The organism is Paenibacillus faecis (genome assembly GCF_008084145.1).
Classification (GTDB): Bacteria; Bacillota; Bacilli; order Paenibacillales; family Paenibacillaceae; genus Fontibacillus; species Fontibacillus faecis.
Map to the genome: position 1 here is coordinate 367799 of NZ_VSDO01000004.1, position 17242 is coordinate 385040.

At 51.9% G+C, this 17242-nt stretch carries 13 protein-coding genes; 9 read left to right on the forward strand and 4 right to left on the reverse strand.

What is annotated here, in order from left to right; translation table 11 throughout:
• Positions 1 to 132 precede the first annotated feature (132 nt).
• Positions 133 to 810, reverse strand: coding sequence for a lactate utilization protein (locus tag FRY98_RS19645; RefSeq protein ID WP_148455132.1), 678 nt, complete (start codon positions 808 to 810; stop codon positions 133 to 135).
• A gap of 113 nt (positions 811 to 923) precedes the next feature.
• On the opposite strand from FRY98_RS19645, the gene FRY98_RS19650 reads away from it, so the two are divergent.
• Together FRY98_RS19650 and FRY98_RS19655 are read left to right on the forward strand one after the other, a co-directional pair.
• Positions 924 to 1589, forward strand: coding sequence for a Crp/Fnr family transcriptional regulator (locus FRY98_RS19650; protein ID WP_148455134.1), 666 nt, complete (start codon positions 924 to 926; stop codon positions 1587 to 1589).
• Positions 1590 to 2487: 898 nt separating this feature from the next.
• Positions 2488 to 3810 (forward strand): MATE family efflux transporter, encoded by a 1323-nt coding sequence (locus FRY98_RS19655; protein WP_211373339.1) that lies wholly within the window; start codon positions 2488 to 2490, stop codon positions 3808 to 3810.
• A 62-nt stretch (positions 3811 to 3872) separates the two neighbouring features.
• Here the strand turns inward: FRY98_RS19655 and FRY98_RS19660 are convergent, their stop codons facing one another.
• The gene (locus FRY98_RS19660) at positions 3873 to 4928 is read right to left on the reverse strand and encodes a hypothetical protein (protein WP_148455138.1); all 1056 of its coding nucleotides are present in this window, start codon (positions 4926 to 4928) and stop codon (positions 3873 to 3875) included.
• Positions 4929 to 5150: 222 nt separating this feature from the next.
• Between FRY98_RS19660 and FRY98_RS19665 the strand changes: the two genes are divergently transcribed.
• The 4 genes from FRY98_RS19665 to FRY98_RS19680 all read left to right on the forward strand — a co-directional run bounded on the left by FRY98_RS19665 (position 5151) and on the right by FRY98_RS19680 (position 11400).
• On the forward strand, positions 5151 to 6944 hold the full coding sequence (locus FRY98_RS19665) for a cache domain-containing sensor histidine kinase (protein WP_148455140.1): 1794 nt from the start codon (positions 5151 to 5153) through the stop codon (positions 6942 to 6944).
• A gap of 2 nt (positions 6945 to 6946) precedes the next feature.
• Entirely contained in the window at positions 6947 to 7798 is an 852-nt protein-coding gene (locus FRY98_RS19670; protein WP_148455142.1) for a response regulator transcription factor, read from the forward strand.
• A 112-nt stretch (positions 7799 to 7910) separates the two neighbouring features.
• On the forward strand, positions 7911 to 9257 hold the full coding sequence (locus tag FRY98_RS19675) for an extracellular solute-binding protein (protein WP_148455144.1): 1347 nt from the start codon (positions 7911 to 7913) through the stop codon (positions 9255 to 9257).
• Between the two features lie 127 nt (positions 9258 to 9384).
• Entirely contained in the window at positions 9385 to 11400 is a 2016-nt protein-coding gene (locus FRY98_RS19680) for a bifunctional diguanylate cyclase/phosphodiesterase (protein ID WP_338114607.1), read from the forward strand.
• A 121-nt stretch (positions 11401 to 11521) separates the two neighbouring features.
• Here the strand turns inward: FRY98_RS19680 and udk are convergent, their stop codons facing one another.
• Entirely contained in the window at positions 11522 to 12157 is a 636-nt protein-coding gene (gene udk / locus FRY98_RS19685; protein WP_148455146.1) for a uridine kinase, read from the reverse strand.
• Between the two features lie 210 nt (positions 12158 to 12367).
• On the opposite strand from udk, the gene FRY98_RS19690 reads away from it, so the two are divergent.
• Positions 12368 to 13540: a TraB/GumN family protein gene (locus FRY98_RS19690; protein ID WP_148455148.1), complete on the forward strand. Its 1173-nt coding sequence runs from the start codon at positions 12368 to 12370 to the stop codon at positions 13538 to 13540.
• A 496-nt stretch (positions 13541 to 14036) separates the two neighbouring features.
• On the opposite strand, the gene FRY98_RS19695 is transcribed toward FRY98_RS19690, so the two are convergent.
• The gene (locus FRY98_RS19695; protein ID WP_148455150.1) at positions 14037 to 14501 is read right to left on the reverse strand and encodes an Lrp/AsnC family transcriptional regulator; all 465 of its coding nucleotides are present in this window, start codon (positions 14499 to 14501) and stop codon (positions 14037 to 14039) included.
• A 126-nt stretch (positions 14502 to 14627) separates the two neighbouring features.
• On the opposite strand from FRY98_RS19695, the gene FRY98_RS19700 reads away from it, so the two are divergent.
• Entirely contained in the window at positions 14628 to 15062 is a 435-nt protein-coding gene (locus FRY98_RS19700; RefSeq protein ID WP_148455152.1) for a carboxymuconolactone decarboxylase family protein, read from the forward strand.
• A gap of 644 nt (positions 15063 to 15706) precedes the next feature.
• Complete coding sequence (locus FRY98_RS19705) at positions 15707 to 17239, forward strand: hypothetical protein (protein ID WP_148455154.1); 1533 nt, start codon at positions 15707 to 15709, stop codon at positions 17237 to 17239.
• The last annotated feature ends 3 nt before the right edge of the window (positions 17240 to 17242 follow it).

The window sequence follows — 17242 nt, forward strand, 5'->3', positions numbered from 1 at the left end:
TCCGGGTTCAAGTAGCTGTCAATCCTCTGTCAAGCTGATAAACCGTACATTCATCTGCACAAACGGATTTTCAATCAAGCTCCCTGCGTCCGTGTAGTTATGGGATAGGCAAGGCGGTTCAACACCTTCAAATCAAAATCCCAAAGATTCACCAACGAGGATAACCTTTATTCTCCCCGCTGTTTTACACATTCTTGTTTGGACGATGTAAGAACAGATACAATCATCTGTTTTACAATCTCCACAAGCACCGTTGATCAGACAGGGCGTTTTTTGCGGCGAATGTAAAAACGGGCTGGACGAGCACGAACAGCGGTATGCATTAATGGGGGCCGCATATGTTCTGGCTCTTATAACTGCGTCATCAGCGGTCTTGCAAACCTTATTCATCCCAACGACAGCAATAACACTTTTCGGTCCAAAGGTAATCGCCGCCGTTCGATTGCCCACACTGTCGATATTGACCAATATGCCATCTTCGCTAACGGCGTTAAAGCTCGTTAAATAGGTGTCGCACAAAAGAGATTGGCGCATGAGGTCATAACGTTCCTCCATTGTTTGCGCTTTATCACGATCAGTGATTATATAGCTGCCTTGACGTACTCGATTAAGAAGCCCGATTTCCTCAAGCGTGACTGACCCACCCCATGATACCGAAGAATGTTCCGGAATAAATGATAGTGCCTTTTCTACAGCTTCTTTGGCGTTATCACAGTAATAAGCCTCAAACTTTCTGCTTTGCAGATTTTTAATAACCTTTGAGGCTAATAGTCGATTTCTCGCTTTTATTGAATTTTCTTTTCCTTGCATTGTGTTTCCTCCATTCTGACGTTAGAAAAGGTGACTAAACTTCTTGTGTATTTATGATTAATATAGGATAGTAAAAAGAAAAAGTATGTTGCACGTGCAACGAGGGGCCTCTCATGAACAACTTAGATTCCCTATGTCAATCACGTTTATTTTCGGGGATTTCCCCAAATGATATTCCCCAAATACTTAAATGTCTGTCAGCCAAACGGAAAGAATATGCAAAAGACGAGATGGTTGTCCGTGAGGGTGATTTAGTTGATGATGTCGGTATCATATTGCAGGGCAGCGCTCAAAGTACGAAATTGAGCGTCACGGGAAAACAAATTATTGTATCCCTCCATTATCCGGGTGGATATACCGCTGTCTTAACAGCGGCTAGCCGTGGAAGAAGATGCCCTATGTCAGTACAGGCAATAGAACCGCTTGAGGTTCTGTTTATTCCTATCAAAAGCATATTGAGCCGTTGTACGAAGTTATGTATGGCGCACGAACAATTACTTGGCAATCTTTTTGATAGTATTGCAGAACGAGCGTTAGAACTACATGACCGAAATGATTGTCTGATTATGCCTACTATTCGGGATAAGGTCTTAACTTATTTAACAAGGGTTATGCGTGAAACTGGAACAGAAGCTTTTACTATTCCTTTTGATAGAGAAGCGATGGCCGATTATTTAGATGTAGATCGAAGTGCTTTATCCAGAGAGCTTGCATGGATGAAGCGGGACGGCTTGATTGACTTTTATAGAAACGAATTTAAGCTATTGCAAAAGCAGTAGAAAAAGATTTTCACTAACCGGCAAGCAGAGCAAGTGTATTGACACTTGCCGCTTCCAGTGTGACGGGTGATAAGGCGGGGAGTTGCCATGTGCATTTCCTTCTTTCCTCTAAAAACAACTTCGAGCCAAGTTGACCCGAAGTTCCGCTATCCAGATACAAAAATACCGCCCATCTTGTCCAATAGGGCGGAGTATCCTGTGTAATGTGATAGCTCATATTTTATTTTGGTATTCCCTGGTTCAGTGGTGGCAGGTACGACGCCGAAGAACGGGGGCACGATATTTAGCGATGCATTGGCCGATCAACTCTCCGGTTACTGTCATACCGGCTCTTGCCATTCCGTCGGCAACCACGCCGGGCGGACGCGAGTTCCCCTCAATCGGTTGCTCTAACGGACATAATAGCCGCTATTTCGCCAAAAGAGGCTCCTTCCGGATTCTAACGGAAATAGTAGCGCCTATTTGCAGGTTTTCCCGCTCAAACGACCTCCTTTCACCCAAATAGCGGCTATTGCGTCCGTTAGAATTCCGTTTTGCCCTGAAAGGACGAGATAGCCGCTATGGCTTCCGTTAGAATTCTCGGCGGTCCGTCGAACCTTCAGGCCCGGCGGTGGCAGGTACGCCGCCGAAGAACGGGGTCACGATGTTTATAGCATCCGATGACCCGGTTCATTGACATAACCGACCCCGAGTGATATGTTCAAACAGATACGGTTTAAATAAAGAGTGATTTCGATTTCGATATCTATAGTTCTTTTTTGTAAAAGCTCTTCATTTCGAAGGGTTTTTTCCATTTTATTTTTCCATTTTAAAAGTAAAGATGTGATGAATAGTGATTCGTTTACCCGAACGTTTGCGAAATCCGGCGATTTTGAACAAATATTTTACCGGCGAGACGATGGATTACCGGCAGATTATCGCCCTCTTCATTCCGATTCTGATCGACCAGGCCTTCATCGTCGGGCTTAACCTGGTGAATACCGCCATGATCAGTTCCTCCGGTGTGGCCGCGGTCAGTGCGGTGAATATGGTGGATTCCCTCAATATTTTCTTGATCAACGTGTTTGTCGCCGTGGCGACCGGGGGCACCGTGGTGGTGGCCCAGTACAAGGGCAGCGGCAACGATTCGATGGTATCCCGGGCCTCGGCGGCTACCGTGACGGCGGTGGCGATGATCGCTTTGGCTATCGGCCTGCTGATCATGGGCTTTCACAACCCGGTGCTGAACGTGCTGTTCGGGACGGCCTCGGCGGAGGTCCTCGGCAACGCCAGGGTTTATCTGATCGGCAGCAGTATTTCGTATGCGGGCATCGCGGTGGTTCAAGCGGTCTGCGGCGCCTTGCGGGGGATCGGCAAGACCCGGGCCTCGCTGGCCCTGTCGCTGATTATGAACCTGCTGTACGTGCTGCTCAACATCGTCTTCATTACGCTGCTTCATATGGGCGTGGTAGGCATGACGATCGCGGTAAACATCGCCCGTTACGCGGGGGCGGCGTGCGCGCTGTATTATTTGTTCAAACTCGACGTCACGCTGCATTTGCGCATCCGCGATCTCTTTCATTTTCCGCTGTCGATGCTGCGCAAAATTATGTTCATCGGCGTGCCGTTTGCGGCGGAACAGATGTTTTTCAACGGCGGGAAATTGTTGACCCAGGTGTTCATCGTCAGCTTGGGGACCTATGCCATCGCGACCAACGCGATCAGCGGTTCGCTCGCCATGGTATTCCAGATTCCCGCCAGCGCGATGTCCCTGGCGATCGTGACGGTGGTCGGGCAGTGCATCGGACGCGGAAATATCGCCGATGCGCGGAAGTTCATCAAGTCCTTTCTTTGGCTGGGATCGATCTCCCTCGCGCTGATCGGACTGATTTTAATGCCGTTTTTCCGGCCTTTGGTAGGCTTGTTTGATCCGCCGCCGGAAATTGTGGACGACATCTTCCTCGTCCTGCTGGTCAACACGCTGGCCCAGGTACCGCTCTGGGCGATCAGTTTTATTTTGCCCTCGGCTCTGCGGGCCGCCGGCGATTCGAAATTCACTTCTATCACTTCGATGCTGACGATGTGGCTGTTCCGCGTCATCCTCGGGTATATTTTGGGGATTACGCTGAATTTCGGCATTCTCGGAGTCTGGCTGGCGATGAACTGCGAATGGGGCGTTCGCGGGGCGATTTTCCTGTGGCGGTTCCGCGGCAAAAAGTGGTACGCGCATAAGCTGATATAACGTCCGCCGTCCTCCATAAAACTGGAAACAAGAAATCCCGGCCATCAGGACCGGGATTTCTTTTATTCGTAATCGACGTTCTCCTCGTCGAATATACTCATGTCATACTCATATTTCTCGTTGACGTAGTAATCGAGGAACCCGTCTTTGTTCTCGTCTTCATGCCACATCACATAGTAAGCCCCGTTTACTTTTTTCAGAATAAACAACTGCGCGTAATCATCCTTCTCCCATTCTACCATCAAGGCGAAATCCTCACCGTATTCCTTGGCCATTTTATCGCGCAAGTCCGCCTTGATCCAGGCTTTATCGATTTCTTCAATCCGCAGACCTCCCGTCGATCCGGCCTTCATAACCCGTTCGGCCATCCAGGAGGAATGAATCTTCTCGGTACTGAACTGCGTGATATTCTCAAAAACGTCCTTGTCCCCATTTAATGCCGCCTCATAAAGTGCGACGATCGTGTTGTAGGGGCTGCCCCGCATAATATCGGTCAGCGAGACCTGGTCCTGGCCGCCGCCGGAGTTCGCGGATTTCCCCGGCTGTTGTGCAGTCTGGCCGGTTTCCTTTCGCTCGAAGAAGGTAAACTTGCTGCCCTCTTCCAAATCAAGGTCCCGCCGAATTACGCGGTTTTCCTGGTCCCGGCGCTCAACGATCCAGGCCATCGGCTCCGTATCATGGCTCAGACTCCACTCGATGACGACGACTGCTTTTTCCCCGTAAGGGCCAAATTGCTCTTCAATGCGGGCCAAATAAAAGGGGGCTAATTGTTCCTTTGTCGCTTCTTCCAGGGTAATCCCTTCGGCTCCGCCTTTCATCTCAAAAAGTTCCGCCAGGTTCCCCATCGTTTCGCTCGGCGACTCCGCCGTAGAATTTGCGTATCCTTCGGCAATCTTTAAAAAGGTTTCCTGATTCCCCGTACTTGCCGCCCGGTACATGTCCAGGATCGTTTCTCTGGCTCCGGTAACGACGCCGGGATCCTTGGTGGTTTGGGCCGCGGCTTCTTGCGCGGGCGGGTTGGGAGCGCTGCTTTCGGAAGGGGCTTTCTCCTTGGACCCGCAGCCGGCAAACAACCCTGCAATTAATATGAAGCTCAGGCATACTTTACTAGTTCTCATGACTTCCTCCTATAGTCCTATTCGTGCTGCTAAATCATTTATCGGAGAAACGTGGTAAATTGTTAAATGGATTTTTGTTCCTTTGGCTCTCCTTTCGCCATGAACCTGACAGAGATATGCCCTTATTTTCCTCTAGAAAAAAAGGACTTTTTCCTTCAACCTAGAATTTAGGTAACTCGAAAACGGAGAACCACCGTCAAGGGATGGAAAGGGGATGGACGGATGCGGCGTTTTCGAGAGTGGAATACCTTGCGCAATCAAATGCTGGTGGGGTTCCTCGGGGTTATGATCATTATTTTGTGCGTGGTCGGGGTCTTTACCTTCGATTCCGTATCCCGACTGTTAAAAAACAATGCGGAGAAGCATATCCAACAGACGGCGGTGGAGGCCAACGGCCGGCTGGAGGCCGTGCTGAACCAGATCGATTCCTTGACGACGCAGGTCGCCACGAATGCCTATGTCCAGAAAGTACTGCTGAATGAACAGGGGGGAAAGCGGGCGACATTTGCGGAACGCCAGGCCCTGCTCTCCAGCATCAAAATCGTGCAGACCTATGCCGACGGCATCACCTCGGTCGAACTGTACAGCGGCGATAATCGACGGCTGTTTCCGCTTGACGAGGGGCGTCTGGACAAGAAGGTGGGCCAGGAATGGATCGCCAGGGCGAAGGAAGGCAAGGGGCGGATGGTATGGATCGGCAAGGATCCGCTGGAGCCGAACACGGTGCTGGCGATCCGCAGCGTCAGTCTGATGGACCATTGGTTTACGCACGGCGGGTATGTCCTGGTTCGGATGGACCGGGAGGCGTTCAGGCTGAGCGAATCGTTAAGCGGCGATGGCGGTCGTGAGACGATGCTGGTCGTGGGACCGAATTACAGTCTCATTGCCAGCAGCGCCCCGACCTTTAATGCGGGGGCGATCCAGCCGTTGGTGGAGGCGGAAGAGACAGTCGTCTCGATCGGCAAGGAAAAATACATGTTGGTGAAGCAATCTTCCGAAGTAACGGGGTGGATCTTTTTGATTCTGACGCCCGTCAGCGCCATAACGGAGGGGATTTCCGTACTGCGGACGGCTATTCTGATGTCGGCGGGGCTCGGTACGCTGCTGTTTATCGTGCTGTCCTTTCCGATGTCCACGATCATCACCAGGCCGGTGTTCAAGCTGATCAAAACGATGCGCAGCGCCCGGCTGGGCGGTCTGAAGCCGACGACGCGGATTTCGTCGACGATCGAGATCAACGAACTGAATCACACGTACAACCAGATGGTCGAGCATATGAACGAGCTGATCGAGCTGGTTTACGAAAAGGAGCTGATCCAAAGCCGAACGGAACTGAAGGCCCTGCAGGCGCAAATTCATCCGCATTTTTTGTTCAATACGCTGGAAGCGCTTTATTGGTCTTTGCAGGAGAAGCAGGAGGAGGAACTGGCCGAATATGTCATCGCCATGGCGGATTTATTTCGCTATACGATAACGGGACCGAATAAAGAGGAATGGGTCACCTTGGGGGACGAACTGGAGCATATCGAGCGTTATTTGCTGATTATGAAAATGAGGCTCGGCGACCGCATCGCCTGGAGCGTTTCGATGCCGCCGGCTTACGCGGCGGTAAGAATGCCGAAGCTGCTGATCCAGCCGCTCGTCGAAAACGCGATCCTGCACGGCATTGAAGGGCGGATCGGCCCGGGGACCGTGACGATCCGGGTAGAGCCGGCCGGAGACGGGATCCACTTGGGGATCTCCGTCGAAGACGACGGCCGGGGGATGGATGAAGAGACCCTGCGCTCGGTGAACCGTGCGCTGGAGTCCGGCCAATCCCCGCCTTCCAAAGGGACGGGGATGGGAATCTTCAACGTGCGGCAGCGGTTGAAGCTTTACTACGGCCGCCGCGGAGGGCGCGCCGGCGGAGAAACGGAGCGTCCCGGCCGGTTGGAGCCGGGATTGTCCGTCAGCAGCGGCAGCGGCGAAGGGACTCGGGTCACGATAACGATTCCATTGCGGACGGGAGAGGAATGAACATGTGGAGGAGAAAAGTTATTTTAATCGTCGATGATGAACCGAGAACCCGCCAAGGGCTGAAAAATATGCTTGAGTCCTGGAGCGGCGGCCGTTATGAAGTGTTGACGGCGGAGCATGCCCCCCAAGCGATGGAACTGCTGGCCAAAGAGCCGGTTGTGCTGCTGATATCCGATATCCGTATGCCGGAAATTAGCGGGCTGAGTCTGGTGGAGCGTCTTTCCGCGGCCGAAGCGGAGGGGGAGGCGGGGGCGGCATACCGGCCGGCGGTCATTCTGATTTCCGGTTACGCCGAATTCGAATATGCTCAACAAGCGATCCAGCTCGGGGTGGTCAACTATCTGCTGAAGCCGATTCGGAGGGAGAAACTGATCGATACGGTGGAGCGGGCGCTGCAGATCGGCGAGGAGCGAAGTCGGGCGACGCTGCTGGCGCGGATGATGGACCGCAAGCTGCTGGAGGCGGCGGGAGAGCTGAACTCGGTGGCGGAGCCCGTGAAGGAAGCGCTCCGCTATGTGGAGGAGCATCTGGAACAAGGCCTTGGCCTGCGCGATGCGGCGCAGCACGTGCACTTGAACCCGAGCTATTTCAGCGTGCTGTTCAAGGAGCAGATGGGGATGACCTTCATCGAATATGTCACCCGCCTGCGAATCCAGAAGGCGAAGGAACTGCTCCTGCAGACGAAGCTGCCGGTAGGGGAGATCGCGGAGCGCGTCGGATATCAGACAACCAAATATTTTAACAAGGTATTTAAAGAGTACGAAGGACACAGCCCCGGTTCTTACCGGAACGAGGTGAAGGGACAGGCGCCGGAAGTGCCGGGACCGAACGAAGATCCGAATGAACCAAATTAATTGGTATAATTCCCAATCGATATGACCTTGTCTCCCGGCGGTAGGGTGCTACACTGGCTTCAGGAAGGAAGCGCATACATTTTTCCAAGGCGAATAAGGGGGATAGGAAGAAATGAAAAGAAAAATGTTTTCCGTATCCCTGCTTTTGCTGGCGCTGGCCTTGGTACTGGCTGCTTGCTGGGACAAAAACAAAGCCGGACCGGAAGGCTCGCCGGCCACGGACGCAAAGGGATATGAAGCGAGTCAAGGCGCTTCCGCGGACAAGGTGACGATCAAAATGATGCATCTTTGGCCGGATGTTAACAATTCCGCGCAAAACAAGCTGGTCAAACAGATCATCGGCGAATACGAGCAGGCCCACCCGAATGTAAAAATCGAAATCGAAATGCTGGAGAATGAACAGTACAAAAATAAAATCAAGGTATTATCCGCTTCGAACAGCTTGCCGGACGTCGGTTTTACCTGGGCCGCGGGATTCCTGGAGCCCTACGTAAAAGGAAGGCTGTTTGCCCCGTTGGACGATCTGCTTCAGGACGAACTGAAGAACAAGTTCGTGGCCGGAACGACCGAGGCTTACGCTATGGACGGCCAAACCTACGCGCTTCCCGTAGAGCTGAACATCGTGCCGGTCTATTACAACAAGGAGATTTTCGCGAGGTACCGCCTTCAGCCGCCGCAGACCTATGAAGAATTCAAAAACATCATCAGGACGCTGAACGAGCACAATGTAACGCCGGTCGCCCTCGGTTCGAAGGATGCGTGGACCGGATCGATCTGGTACATGTATCTGGCCGATCGAATCGGCGGGCCGGATGTGCAGGATCAAGCGGTTGCCCATAGCAGCTTCAGCGACCCAACCTTATTGGAAGCGGCGAGGGAGGCCCAGGCTCTGGTCAACAGCAACGCGTTCATCAAGGGCTTCAACGGTTTGTCGAATGAAGAAGCGAAGGCCGAATTCATGAATGGGAAGGCCGCCATGTACGCGATGGGGACTTGGGAAGTGCCGAACTATACGACAAACCCGGACATACCGAAAGCGTTTAAGGACAAAATCGGCTTTTTTAAGTTCCCCATCGTCGAAGGCGGTAAGGGAAATGTCAACGATTGGGTCGGGGGCGTCGGCGTCGGATTGTTCGTGTCTGAGAACTCCAAGGTGAAGGAGGACGCCAAGAAGTTCGTCAGCTTTTTTGTGCAGCGGTGGGGGGAATTGTCCGTGACCGATGCGGGCATCATTCCCGGAACGAAGGTGGATACGTCGAGCGTCGAACTGCCCCAGATGTTTAAGGATGTCCTGAACGAGCTTAACAACGCCAATAAGGTCATTCTCTATTTGGATGTGCAGATGAAGCCGGTGGCCTCCGAGGAACATCGGAATCTGATTCAGGCGCTGCTGGGCAACGCCTTGACGCCGGAGGAGTTCGTCAAGAAGCAGGAAGAGGTCTTGAAGGCCGGAAAATAAACCGCCGCACGGTGGAGCCGATGCCCGGAAGGGCGCTCGGCTCTTTTTATGTTCTCTTGTCAGATTATTCTGTTCATTTATTTCATTATCATATTATAATCACTTTAGACAGCAGGTGAAGACAGGAGTGAGTGCGTTGGTTATGGTGGGCATCTATAATTACTACATTGTTGCGCTATCATGTTTGATTGCCGTATTAGCTTCGTACTCTGCGCTAAATATTACGTCGCGGATTTCCCGGGCAAGCGGAGGAATCCGCTTTTTTTGGACATTGGCCGGGGCGTTCGTTATGGGTACGGGGGTCTGGGCTACCCACTTTGTAGGCATGCAGGCGGTGCATTTGGGGATGGAAGTGAGGTATGATTGGTGGCTGACCGTCTTTTCGATGTTCGCAAGCATGATGTCCTCTTGGATTGCTTTTTACATCACCTTGCCCAAGAAGGTCGGCTGGAAGGCCTTGATCCTCGGCAGCGGCGCGATGGGCGGCGGGATCGTGCTGATGCATTACATCGGGATGGAAGCGATGATTATGCCGGCCCGGCTGGAATATGATCCCCTATACGTGGCGCTGTCCGCCGCGATTGCCGTAGCCGCCTCCTTGGTGGCATTGATGTTGTTCCTCCGCTTCCGCTATCAGCCGAAGGGAAGCGGGATGAAATGGGCGGCCGCCCTGACCATGGGGGCGGCGGTGTGCGGGATGCATTATACGGGAATGAAGGCGTCCCGCTTCCTGGGTCATCCCGGGATGAAGATGACCAACGAACCTACCGTGGACATGTTATTGCTGTACGGAGTTACCGTGATCATCCTCATCATCCTGTTTATTTCCTGGACGGCGATATTCCTGGACCGCTTCGTTCTCGAAAGCATGGCTTATCGCGACACGGTCACCGGACTGCCGAACCGGAATGAAATGAACCGCTTTTTTAATACGATTTCGGACCGGGATAGCCTGGGGGTCTTGTTCCTGGATCTCGACCAGTTCAAAGCGATCAATGACACGCTGGGGCATCCCGTGGGGGATCTGATGATCGGTCATGTGGGCCGCAGGCTGCTCCGGTTTGCGGGCGATGGCCGGGAGGTGTTCCGAATCGGCGGGGATGAATTTTTGTTTATCGTCTCCCCTTGCGACGAGGACCGGGCCAGGCGGCTGGCGGAGCATATTTTGCAATGCGTGAAGCAGGTCTATTTTATCCAAGGAAATGAACTATACATAACCGCAAGTATCGGAATCAGTCTCCGTTCACCGCATATGACGGACGGCTCCTTTCTGCTCAAATCGGCGGACACGGCCATGTACCGCGCAAAGTCGGCGGGGAAGAACCGGTACTGTTTCTACAGTAATGAAATGGAACTTCAAGAGATTCGGAGAATGGAACTCGAGAAGGATTTGAGAAAAGCGCTGGACAACCGGGAATTTTATTTGGTGTATCAGCCGAAATGGAGCGTCAAGGAAAACCGGCTGGTCGGGTGGGAAGCTTTGATCCGGTGGAGCCATCCCCGTTTGGGGACCGTGTCCCCGGGAGAGTTCATCCCGATTGCGGAGGAGACGGGCTTGATCGTTCCGATGACACGCTGGTCTTTGAAGCAGGCCTGCCGTCAATGCGTCGCCTGGGTGTCTCGCGGCATTCTTCAGCCGGTTTCGGTCAATTTGTCGGTCGGCATGTTCTGGACGGGGAGCCTGCATAGCATGATCAGCAGCGCGCTCGACGAGTCCGGTCTGGATCCCTGCCTCCTGGAGCTGGAGATTACCGAATCCATGGTATTGCATGATATTCATGAGATTATCCGGCAGATCGAAAGGCTGCGCGAGATGGGCGTTCGCATTTCCATGGATGATTTCGGCAGCGGATATTCCTCGATCGGTCTGTTGGACAGGATTCCGTTGGACGCGCTGAAACTGGATCGCCTGTTTACTAACGATCTGGAAACGCCGACGAAGCGGGCGATCATCAGCGCCATTATTCAGATGGCCGGAAATCTTCATCTGGATGTGATCGCCGAGGGAGTGGAGAACGAGGAGCAGGTTTCCTTTTTGACCGAGCTCGGCTGCCATGTGATGCAGGGGTATTATTACGGCAAACCGATGCGGGTGGAACAAGTTGACGAATGGATGCTTCGGAAAGGCATTTTATCCTCATGATCCTCATCGGAATCCCTCTTGTGCCAGGCCAAAAAGCAGGAAAAAACCGGACCGTCCTGCATGTACCCGAAAAAGGTTCATAAAGCGGGACAACGTCCGGTTATTATCATAGACGGATTCTTTATCCGACGGGCCATTCTTCTCCACCCGTCAGGTATTTCTCGGTAAGGATTCTCAGGAGCTGAATGCCGACCTCGTTATGCCCGCCCTCGGGAATGATGAGGTCGGCATATTTTTTGGATGGCTCGATAAACGCTTCGTGCATCGGCTTCACCGTGGCCAGATACTGTTGGTAAATCGAATGAATCGAGCGGCCCCGCTCCTCCATATCCCGCAGCACGCGGCGCAGCAGACGGACATCGGCATCCGTGTCAACAAACACTTTGATGTCCAGCAGCTTGCGCAGCGGTTCGTCATAGAGGACGAACAAGCCCTCGACGATGGCGATCCGGTTGGGCTGGAGCAAGACGGTTTCCGAGGTCGAGCGGGTATAGTCGGTGAAATTGTAGACCGGCGCGTGGGCAGGCAGCCCCTTTTTCAGCAATTGAAGATGTTCGATCAGCAGTTCATTGTCGAAAGCGAAAGGGTGATCGTAATTGGTCAGCAGCCGTTCTTCCATGGTCAGGTCCGCCTGGTCTTTATAGTAATTATCCTGGGATATAAATGTGACTTTGTCCGAGCCGAGCTGCTCGATGACAGAGCGGGCCACCGTGGTTTTTCCCGAACCGGTGCCGCCGGCGATTCCGATAATCAGCATGCGATTTTGTTAACCTCCTAGGCAATTTCCCGTTGAACATTCCGTTATTGTAGCACAGCGGGCGTTTTTTTTCATCTTGTCTTCCAATAGACGAGGGCCGCCGGATTATATTAAATCTGCCCAACGGCAGGCGTTTCTTATGCGGGGTTGGCTTCGACGACCGACTTCGCTATACTAATTAGATATACATAAGAGAGGAGTTACTAGAAAATGAGATTTAAAAAATGGACAGCCTCGCTGTTATCCATGATCATGTCGCTGGTTGTGCTCGTCCCTGCGACTTCGGCTGCGCCGAATACGGTATCGGTTAAAGTGGACGGAGAATGGGTACAGTTCGGTGAACATGCGCCTGTCATCGACCAAGGATCGACCCTGGTTCCCGCGGAAGAGATCTATAAAGCTCTGAAACTGAAGCCGGAGCAACAAGCCCAAAACGTTTCGGGCTCCAAAACGGTGGACGGCGTCACGTACCTCCCGGTCCGTTCGTTCGGGGAAATTTCCGGTTACGATGTACACTGGGGCGCCTCGGAGCGCGCCGTTTATATTTGGTCCAAGCAACCGGCGGCCGCCAGCGGCCGCGGCTTCCTGTGGGAAGTCGAAAATGCCGGAAATAAAGTTTACCTGCTGGGAACCATGCATGTCGCGGACGATAGCTTCTATCCGCTCGACCCTGCGATTGAAAGTGCCTTTGCCGAAGCGGATAACCTCGGAGTCGAAGTCGACGTGACCAAGGGGTCTTCTCCCGAGATGCAGAAGCTGCTGTTGGATCTGGGGACTTATCAGGACGGAACCACTTTGAAGGACCATATTTCCGAGACAACTTACGCGAAATTGGCCAAATTCCTCACCGAAAACGGGATGGAACGGGATGCGTTCGATCCGTTCAAACCTTGGGTGGTCGAAATGACACTCCAGACCCTGCAGGCCAGCAAGAGCGGGTATCAAGGACAAGTCGGCATCGATTACTATTTCGTTTCGAAAGCTATGGAGCGTAAAATTCCGGTTATCGAACTCGAAAGTTATGAATCGCAGCTGGGAATGTTCAACGAGTTCTCTCAGGAACTGCAGGAAGCCAATCTCTTGACCACGCTGAACAGTCTCCAGGCGGTAGACGACAGCGTAAACTCGATGGCCGAAATGTGGAAAACCGGCGATGATCAAGCGCTGATCGAAATGGTTAATGCCATTAAATCCAGCGGCGACGAGTACTACAAAGCCATGCTCGTGGATCGCAATGTTAAAATGACCGAGAAAATCGAAGGTTATTTGAAAGGAAAGGACTCCTCGACGTACATGATCGCTGTGGGCGCGGCTCATATGCTCGGCGAGAAGGGCATCGTAACCTTGCTCCAAGAAAAAGGCTACACCGTTACGCGTAAATAATTTGAAAGAACCCTTGCCTCGGTGATGAGGAGGGGTTCTTTTTTTGTGCTGTGGGAGAGCCCGGGATAGCCGGAGGCAGATCAGGGATAGGTTCGGGGGTGGTCGGAATAGGTTCGGGGTAGGTGGGGAGTTCGGGATAGGGTCGGGAGTTTCGGGATAGGTCGGGAGTTCGGGATAGGTCGGGAGTTCGAGATAGGTCGGGATCGTCCGAGCTAGGCCTGTCAGTGAGAATTCCTGCAAATCTGCAGGTTTTTTTCTCATATGGAGCCCCGATGGAAAAATTGATGCAAATCTGCAGCTTTTATCGGGAAATAGCATCCTGCGGCCCCAGCCGCCTGAAAATTCCTGCACATTTGCATCTTTTTGAGCGGAAGTCTAGATGGCTGGCGAAAATTCCTGCAGATTTGCATCTTTTTGTGCATGAGCGCCTCCTTGCGCCAAGTCGGGATAACGAGACGGAGCACTTGGAGCGGCGGGTAGCGGGGCAGGCATACAGTTAAAAATCAGCAGGGCCGCCGGACAACTGGTCTTTTAGCGGGGTACGAATTTTGACCTCGGAAAAAATAATGTTGGTGGAGGGAGCGGTAAACGAGGCGATTCGGTCTACAAACTCCTCGATCTCCGCCAAGTCTTTGGCGTACAAATGTACGAAGAAGCAGGCCTTCCCCGCGGTCCGCCAACAGCCAAGGACACGGGGATGATCCTGAATAAGATTCCGGAGCCGTTCGTAATCTCCATTCCGCACAGTAATTTCCATGATGCATTCCAGTCCGAAGCCAAGCCGTTTCCGGTTCAGGCGGATCGTGTAACCCTCGATGATCCCCTCGCTTTCCAGACGGCGTACCCTCTCGGTGACGGAAGGTGGGGACAGATTGACCTTTTTGGAGAGTTCCCGCATGGACAGCCGGGCGTCTACAGCCAGTTCGTTCAGGATGGCGATATCGATTTCGTCAATTTTCATATGAAACCTCTTTTTCTATAAAATGATTATATATGATCGGAAAACCCATATGATTAATATCAATTATAATTCATTCGCCCCCGGTTGGTATATATAATCAAAATAAATCCAAAGGGGGTATTTTTTATGCCAAGAATTGCTTATTCCGACCGGGGAGACACGCCGTTTCAGAGGCTGTTGGGACATAATGAGGCGATCTTGACGGAGTGGACTAGACTCGAGGAAACGTTCTATTCCGCGGGAACGCTGGATCGGAACTTAAAGGAGCAGGTTCGCCGCACACTTGCGTTCGGCAACGGCTGCGAGTACTGCCAGGCCAAGGGCCGGGCTGACGCGAGCCAGGAGGACATGCGCACCAGCCTCGCGGTCGGGTTCGCGGAGCTGTTTCTGAAGGACCGCGGCGCCATAGGGGAAGCAAGCTTTAACATCCTGCGGGAGCTGTTCACCGAGCAGGAAATAGCCGAGCTCTGCGCTTATATTTGCTTCACCACGGGCTCCCAGTTGTTCGGGGCGATGATGGACTTGAAGCCGGAAGGCCCGGCGGGGAGTGAGGGGGCTTAAAGGGAGAAATTCCCGTTAATTCGGAGGCGAACCGCCGCAGCTCACAATTAGCTGGAAAACCTCCAGCAAATCTGCGGGCAGAGGCCTCGTTCGCCCCTTTTGGGCGGTATTATCGGGATAATTTCCAGCTAAGTTCACTAGCGTTGCATGAACCCGAGGGGTCTAATGGCCGTAACCGCCACCTTTTGAAGCCGGGCGGGTGGATAACGGCCTTTTGCGGCGCTATTTTGTCGAACTTGGCTCTTTGCTGTGAAATAGCGGTCTTTTGGGGCCTTATTTTGAAAAAAAGCGGGCCAAAACCTGATTTCTGTACTCGCACCAGAGAAATAAGGCCCTTTTTAGCCGCTATTTTTCCCGAAAAAGCATATCTGGGCGAAATAGCAGCCCAAAATGCCGCTATCATAACGGGCGGTAAGTGAGATGGCGGGGGCGGCAGCACCATGTCAGGTTTGATGCAACGCCAGTGAGCTAAGTTATGTCCTATGGACGTAACGAGCTAAATTAACGGGAGAAACTTCCGTTAACGCTGGATTGAGCCACCTAAATATTAACATTTTCACCTGTCCCACCCGATAAATGAAAAGATAAATAATTCATTAACAGATTTTGGATGGTGGGAGGAAGCTATGAGAATGAGGCAAGGAATGGATAGGTTGTGGTGGCTTGCCTGCATCGTGCTGTTCGTTTTGATTACGGGATGCCAGTCGGGGGAGAACGGCAATGCAAATCCTGTTCAAGGGAAGGAGCAGGGCCTTACTTTGTTGCGCGAGCCGCTTAAAACGGTCGGGAGCAAGGACGGGACGGTTCAAATTTCCGTTCCGGAGTCTTGGTGGTTGGATGAAGGGGACCATACCTACGGAAGTACCCGTCTTGTACTTCACGGCTATGGAACAAATCGAACTCTTGTAACTTTAAGCATTATGCAGGAACTTCGCGCGGATGCTAGCGAAGGAATGACTCTCGAAGTATGGGAGAAAGAGTTGGATAAAGAGTATGCGAGTGTTGATGTACAAGTCGTCCAAACCGTAGAGATCGATGGGGTTACGGCAAAAGAGAGATATATCATGCGAATACATAATAACGCAACGGAATATGTAATGCAGACATTTTTAGAAAAGGAAGATGCATTTTACTTAATAGAAATTACCGGCCCGGAGGCGTCTTCTCACCCAAAAGAGGAGTCCCGGAAACTAATGTCGACGTTTAAAGTTCTGAAACCTGCGGAGAAGGAGCAATTTATAGAATATCAAAGTGAAACGATCGTTAATAATGATCAATCCTTGCAAATCAAGGTCCCTTTGAAATGGAACAAGATGAGGACCCCGTATGATCAAGTCGCCGAGTTTATACTGCACGACGACAGGAATGCCCAATTATTAGTTGCTAGGGTGTTCGAGTCGAAAATGACGGAAGGGAAAGAACCTGAGGCGATTGTCAATGAGAGGTTCGATTCTCTTCAACTAGTGGGACACGGTGAGAAGACCGGCTGGAGAAATCTTACCATTGACGGTCAGCCGGCGTACCAGTTGGAAGGAAGAACGGAGTTGGAGGGGGAAAAGCGAGGAGTACTGATGACAGGGCTAAAAAAAGGGAACGCTTATTATTTTTTAACGGTCACATGCCCACCCGAAGATTTTGTTTCACACAAAAGGGAGTATAAACGTATTGTGGATTCCTTCAAAGTGCTGAAAGAGGTAGAAGAACCAAACCTTTCATTTGACTTCAGTAAGGAAAAATCCAAGGTATTCAAAAATAAACGTGCTTCAATGAAGGTCGAGCTTACCGAGGTATGGAAAGAATTTAAGCTGTTTGATGATGGTGAGATTGAGCTGCGTCACGATGGCAGCGACAACACCCTTTTTACGGCATATGCCGAAGACGCCGCTGGACTCGAATCCGTAACAATGGAAGATGCTTACCAACTCTATATCGAGAGTTTAGCGCTGGAAAATCCCAGTTGGACCAAGCCCGAACCCATCAACATCAAAGGTTATGAAGCGATTTATTTTAAAGGAACTGGAATCTTCAATGGGAGAAGGGCGATGGTAATCATGGCGATTACCCGCTCATCACGTCAATTTACCCAAATGATGTTTATAGGGGAGCAGGATTTTATGGAAGCTAACGAGGATTGGTTTAAAAAAGCTCTGACCACATACAAGGAAACTCTGGACTAACCG

Coding starts and splice junctions, on each gene's coding strand:
- FRY98_RS19645 (WP_148455132.1), bottom strand. CDS start 810: ATGCAAGGAAAAGAAAATTCAATAAAAGCGAGAAATCGACTATTAGCC.
- FRY98_RS19650 (WP_148455134.1), top strand. CDS start 924: ATGAACAACTTAGATTCCCTATGTCAATCACGTTTATTTTCGGGGATT.
- FRY98_RS19655 (WP_211373339.1), top strand. CDS start 2,488: ATGGATTACCGGCAGATTATCGCCCTCTTCATTCCGATTCTGATCGAC.
- FRY98_RS19660 (WP_148455138.1), bottom strand. CDS start 4,928: ATGAGAACTAGTAAAGTATGCCTGAGCTTCATATTAATTGCAGGGTTG.
- FRY98_RS19665 (WP_148455140.1), top strand. CDS start 5,151: ATGCGGCGTTTTCGAGAGTGGAATACCTTGCGCAATCAAATGCTGGTG.
- FRY98_RS19670 (WP_148455142.1), top strand. CDS start 6,947: ATGTGGAGGAGAAAAGTTATTTTAATCGTCGATGATGAACCGAGAACC.
- FRY98_RS19675 (WP_148455144.1), top strand. CDS start 7,911: ATGAAAAGAAAAATGTTTTCCGTATCCCTGCTTTTGCTGGCGCTGGCC.
- udk (WP_148455146.1), bottom strand. CDS start 12,157: ATGCTGATTATCGGAATCGCCGGCGGCACCGGTTCGGGAAAAACCACG.
- FRY98_RS19690 (WP_148455148.1), top strand. CDS start 12,368: ATGAGATTTAAAAAATGGACAGCCTCGCTGTTATCCATGATCATGTCG.
- FRY98_RS19695 (WP_148455150.1), bottom strand. CDS start 14,501: ATGAAAATTGACGAAATCGATATCGCCATCCTGAACGAACTGGCTGTA.
- FRY98_RS19700 (WP_148455152.1), top strand. CDS start 14,628: ATGCCAAGAATTGCTTATTCCGACCGGGGAGACACGCCGTTTCAGAGG.
- FRY98_RS19705 (WP_148455154.1), top strand. CDS start 15,707: ATGGATAGGTTGTGGTGGCTTGCCTGCATCGTGCTGTTCGTTTTGATT.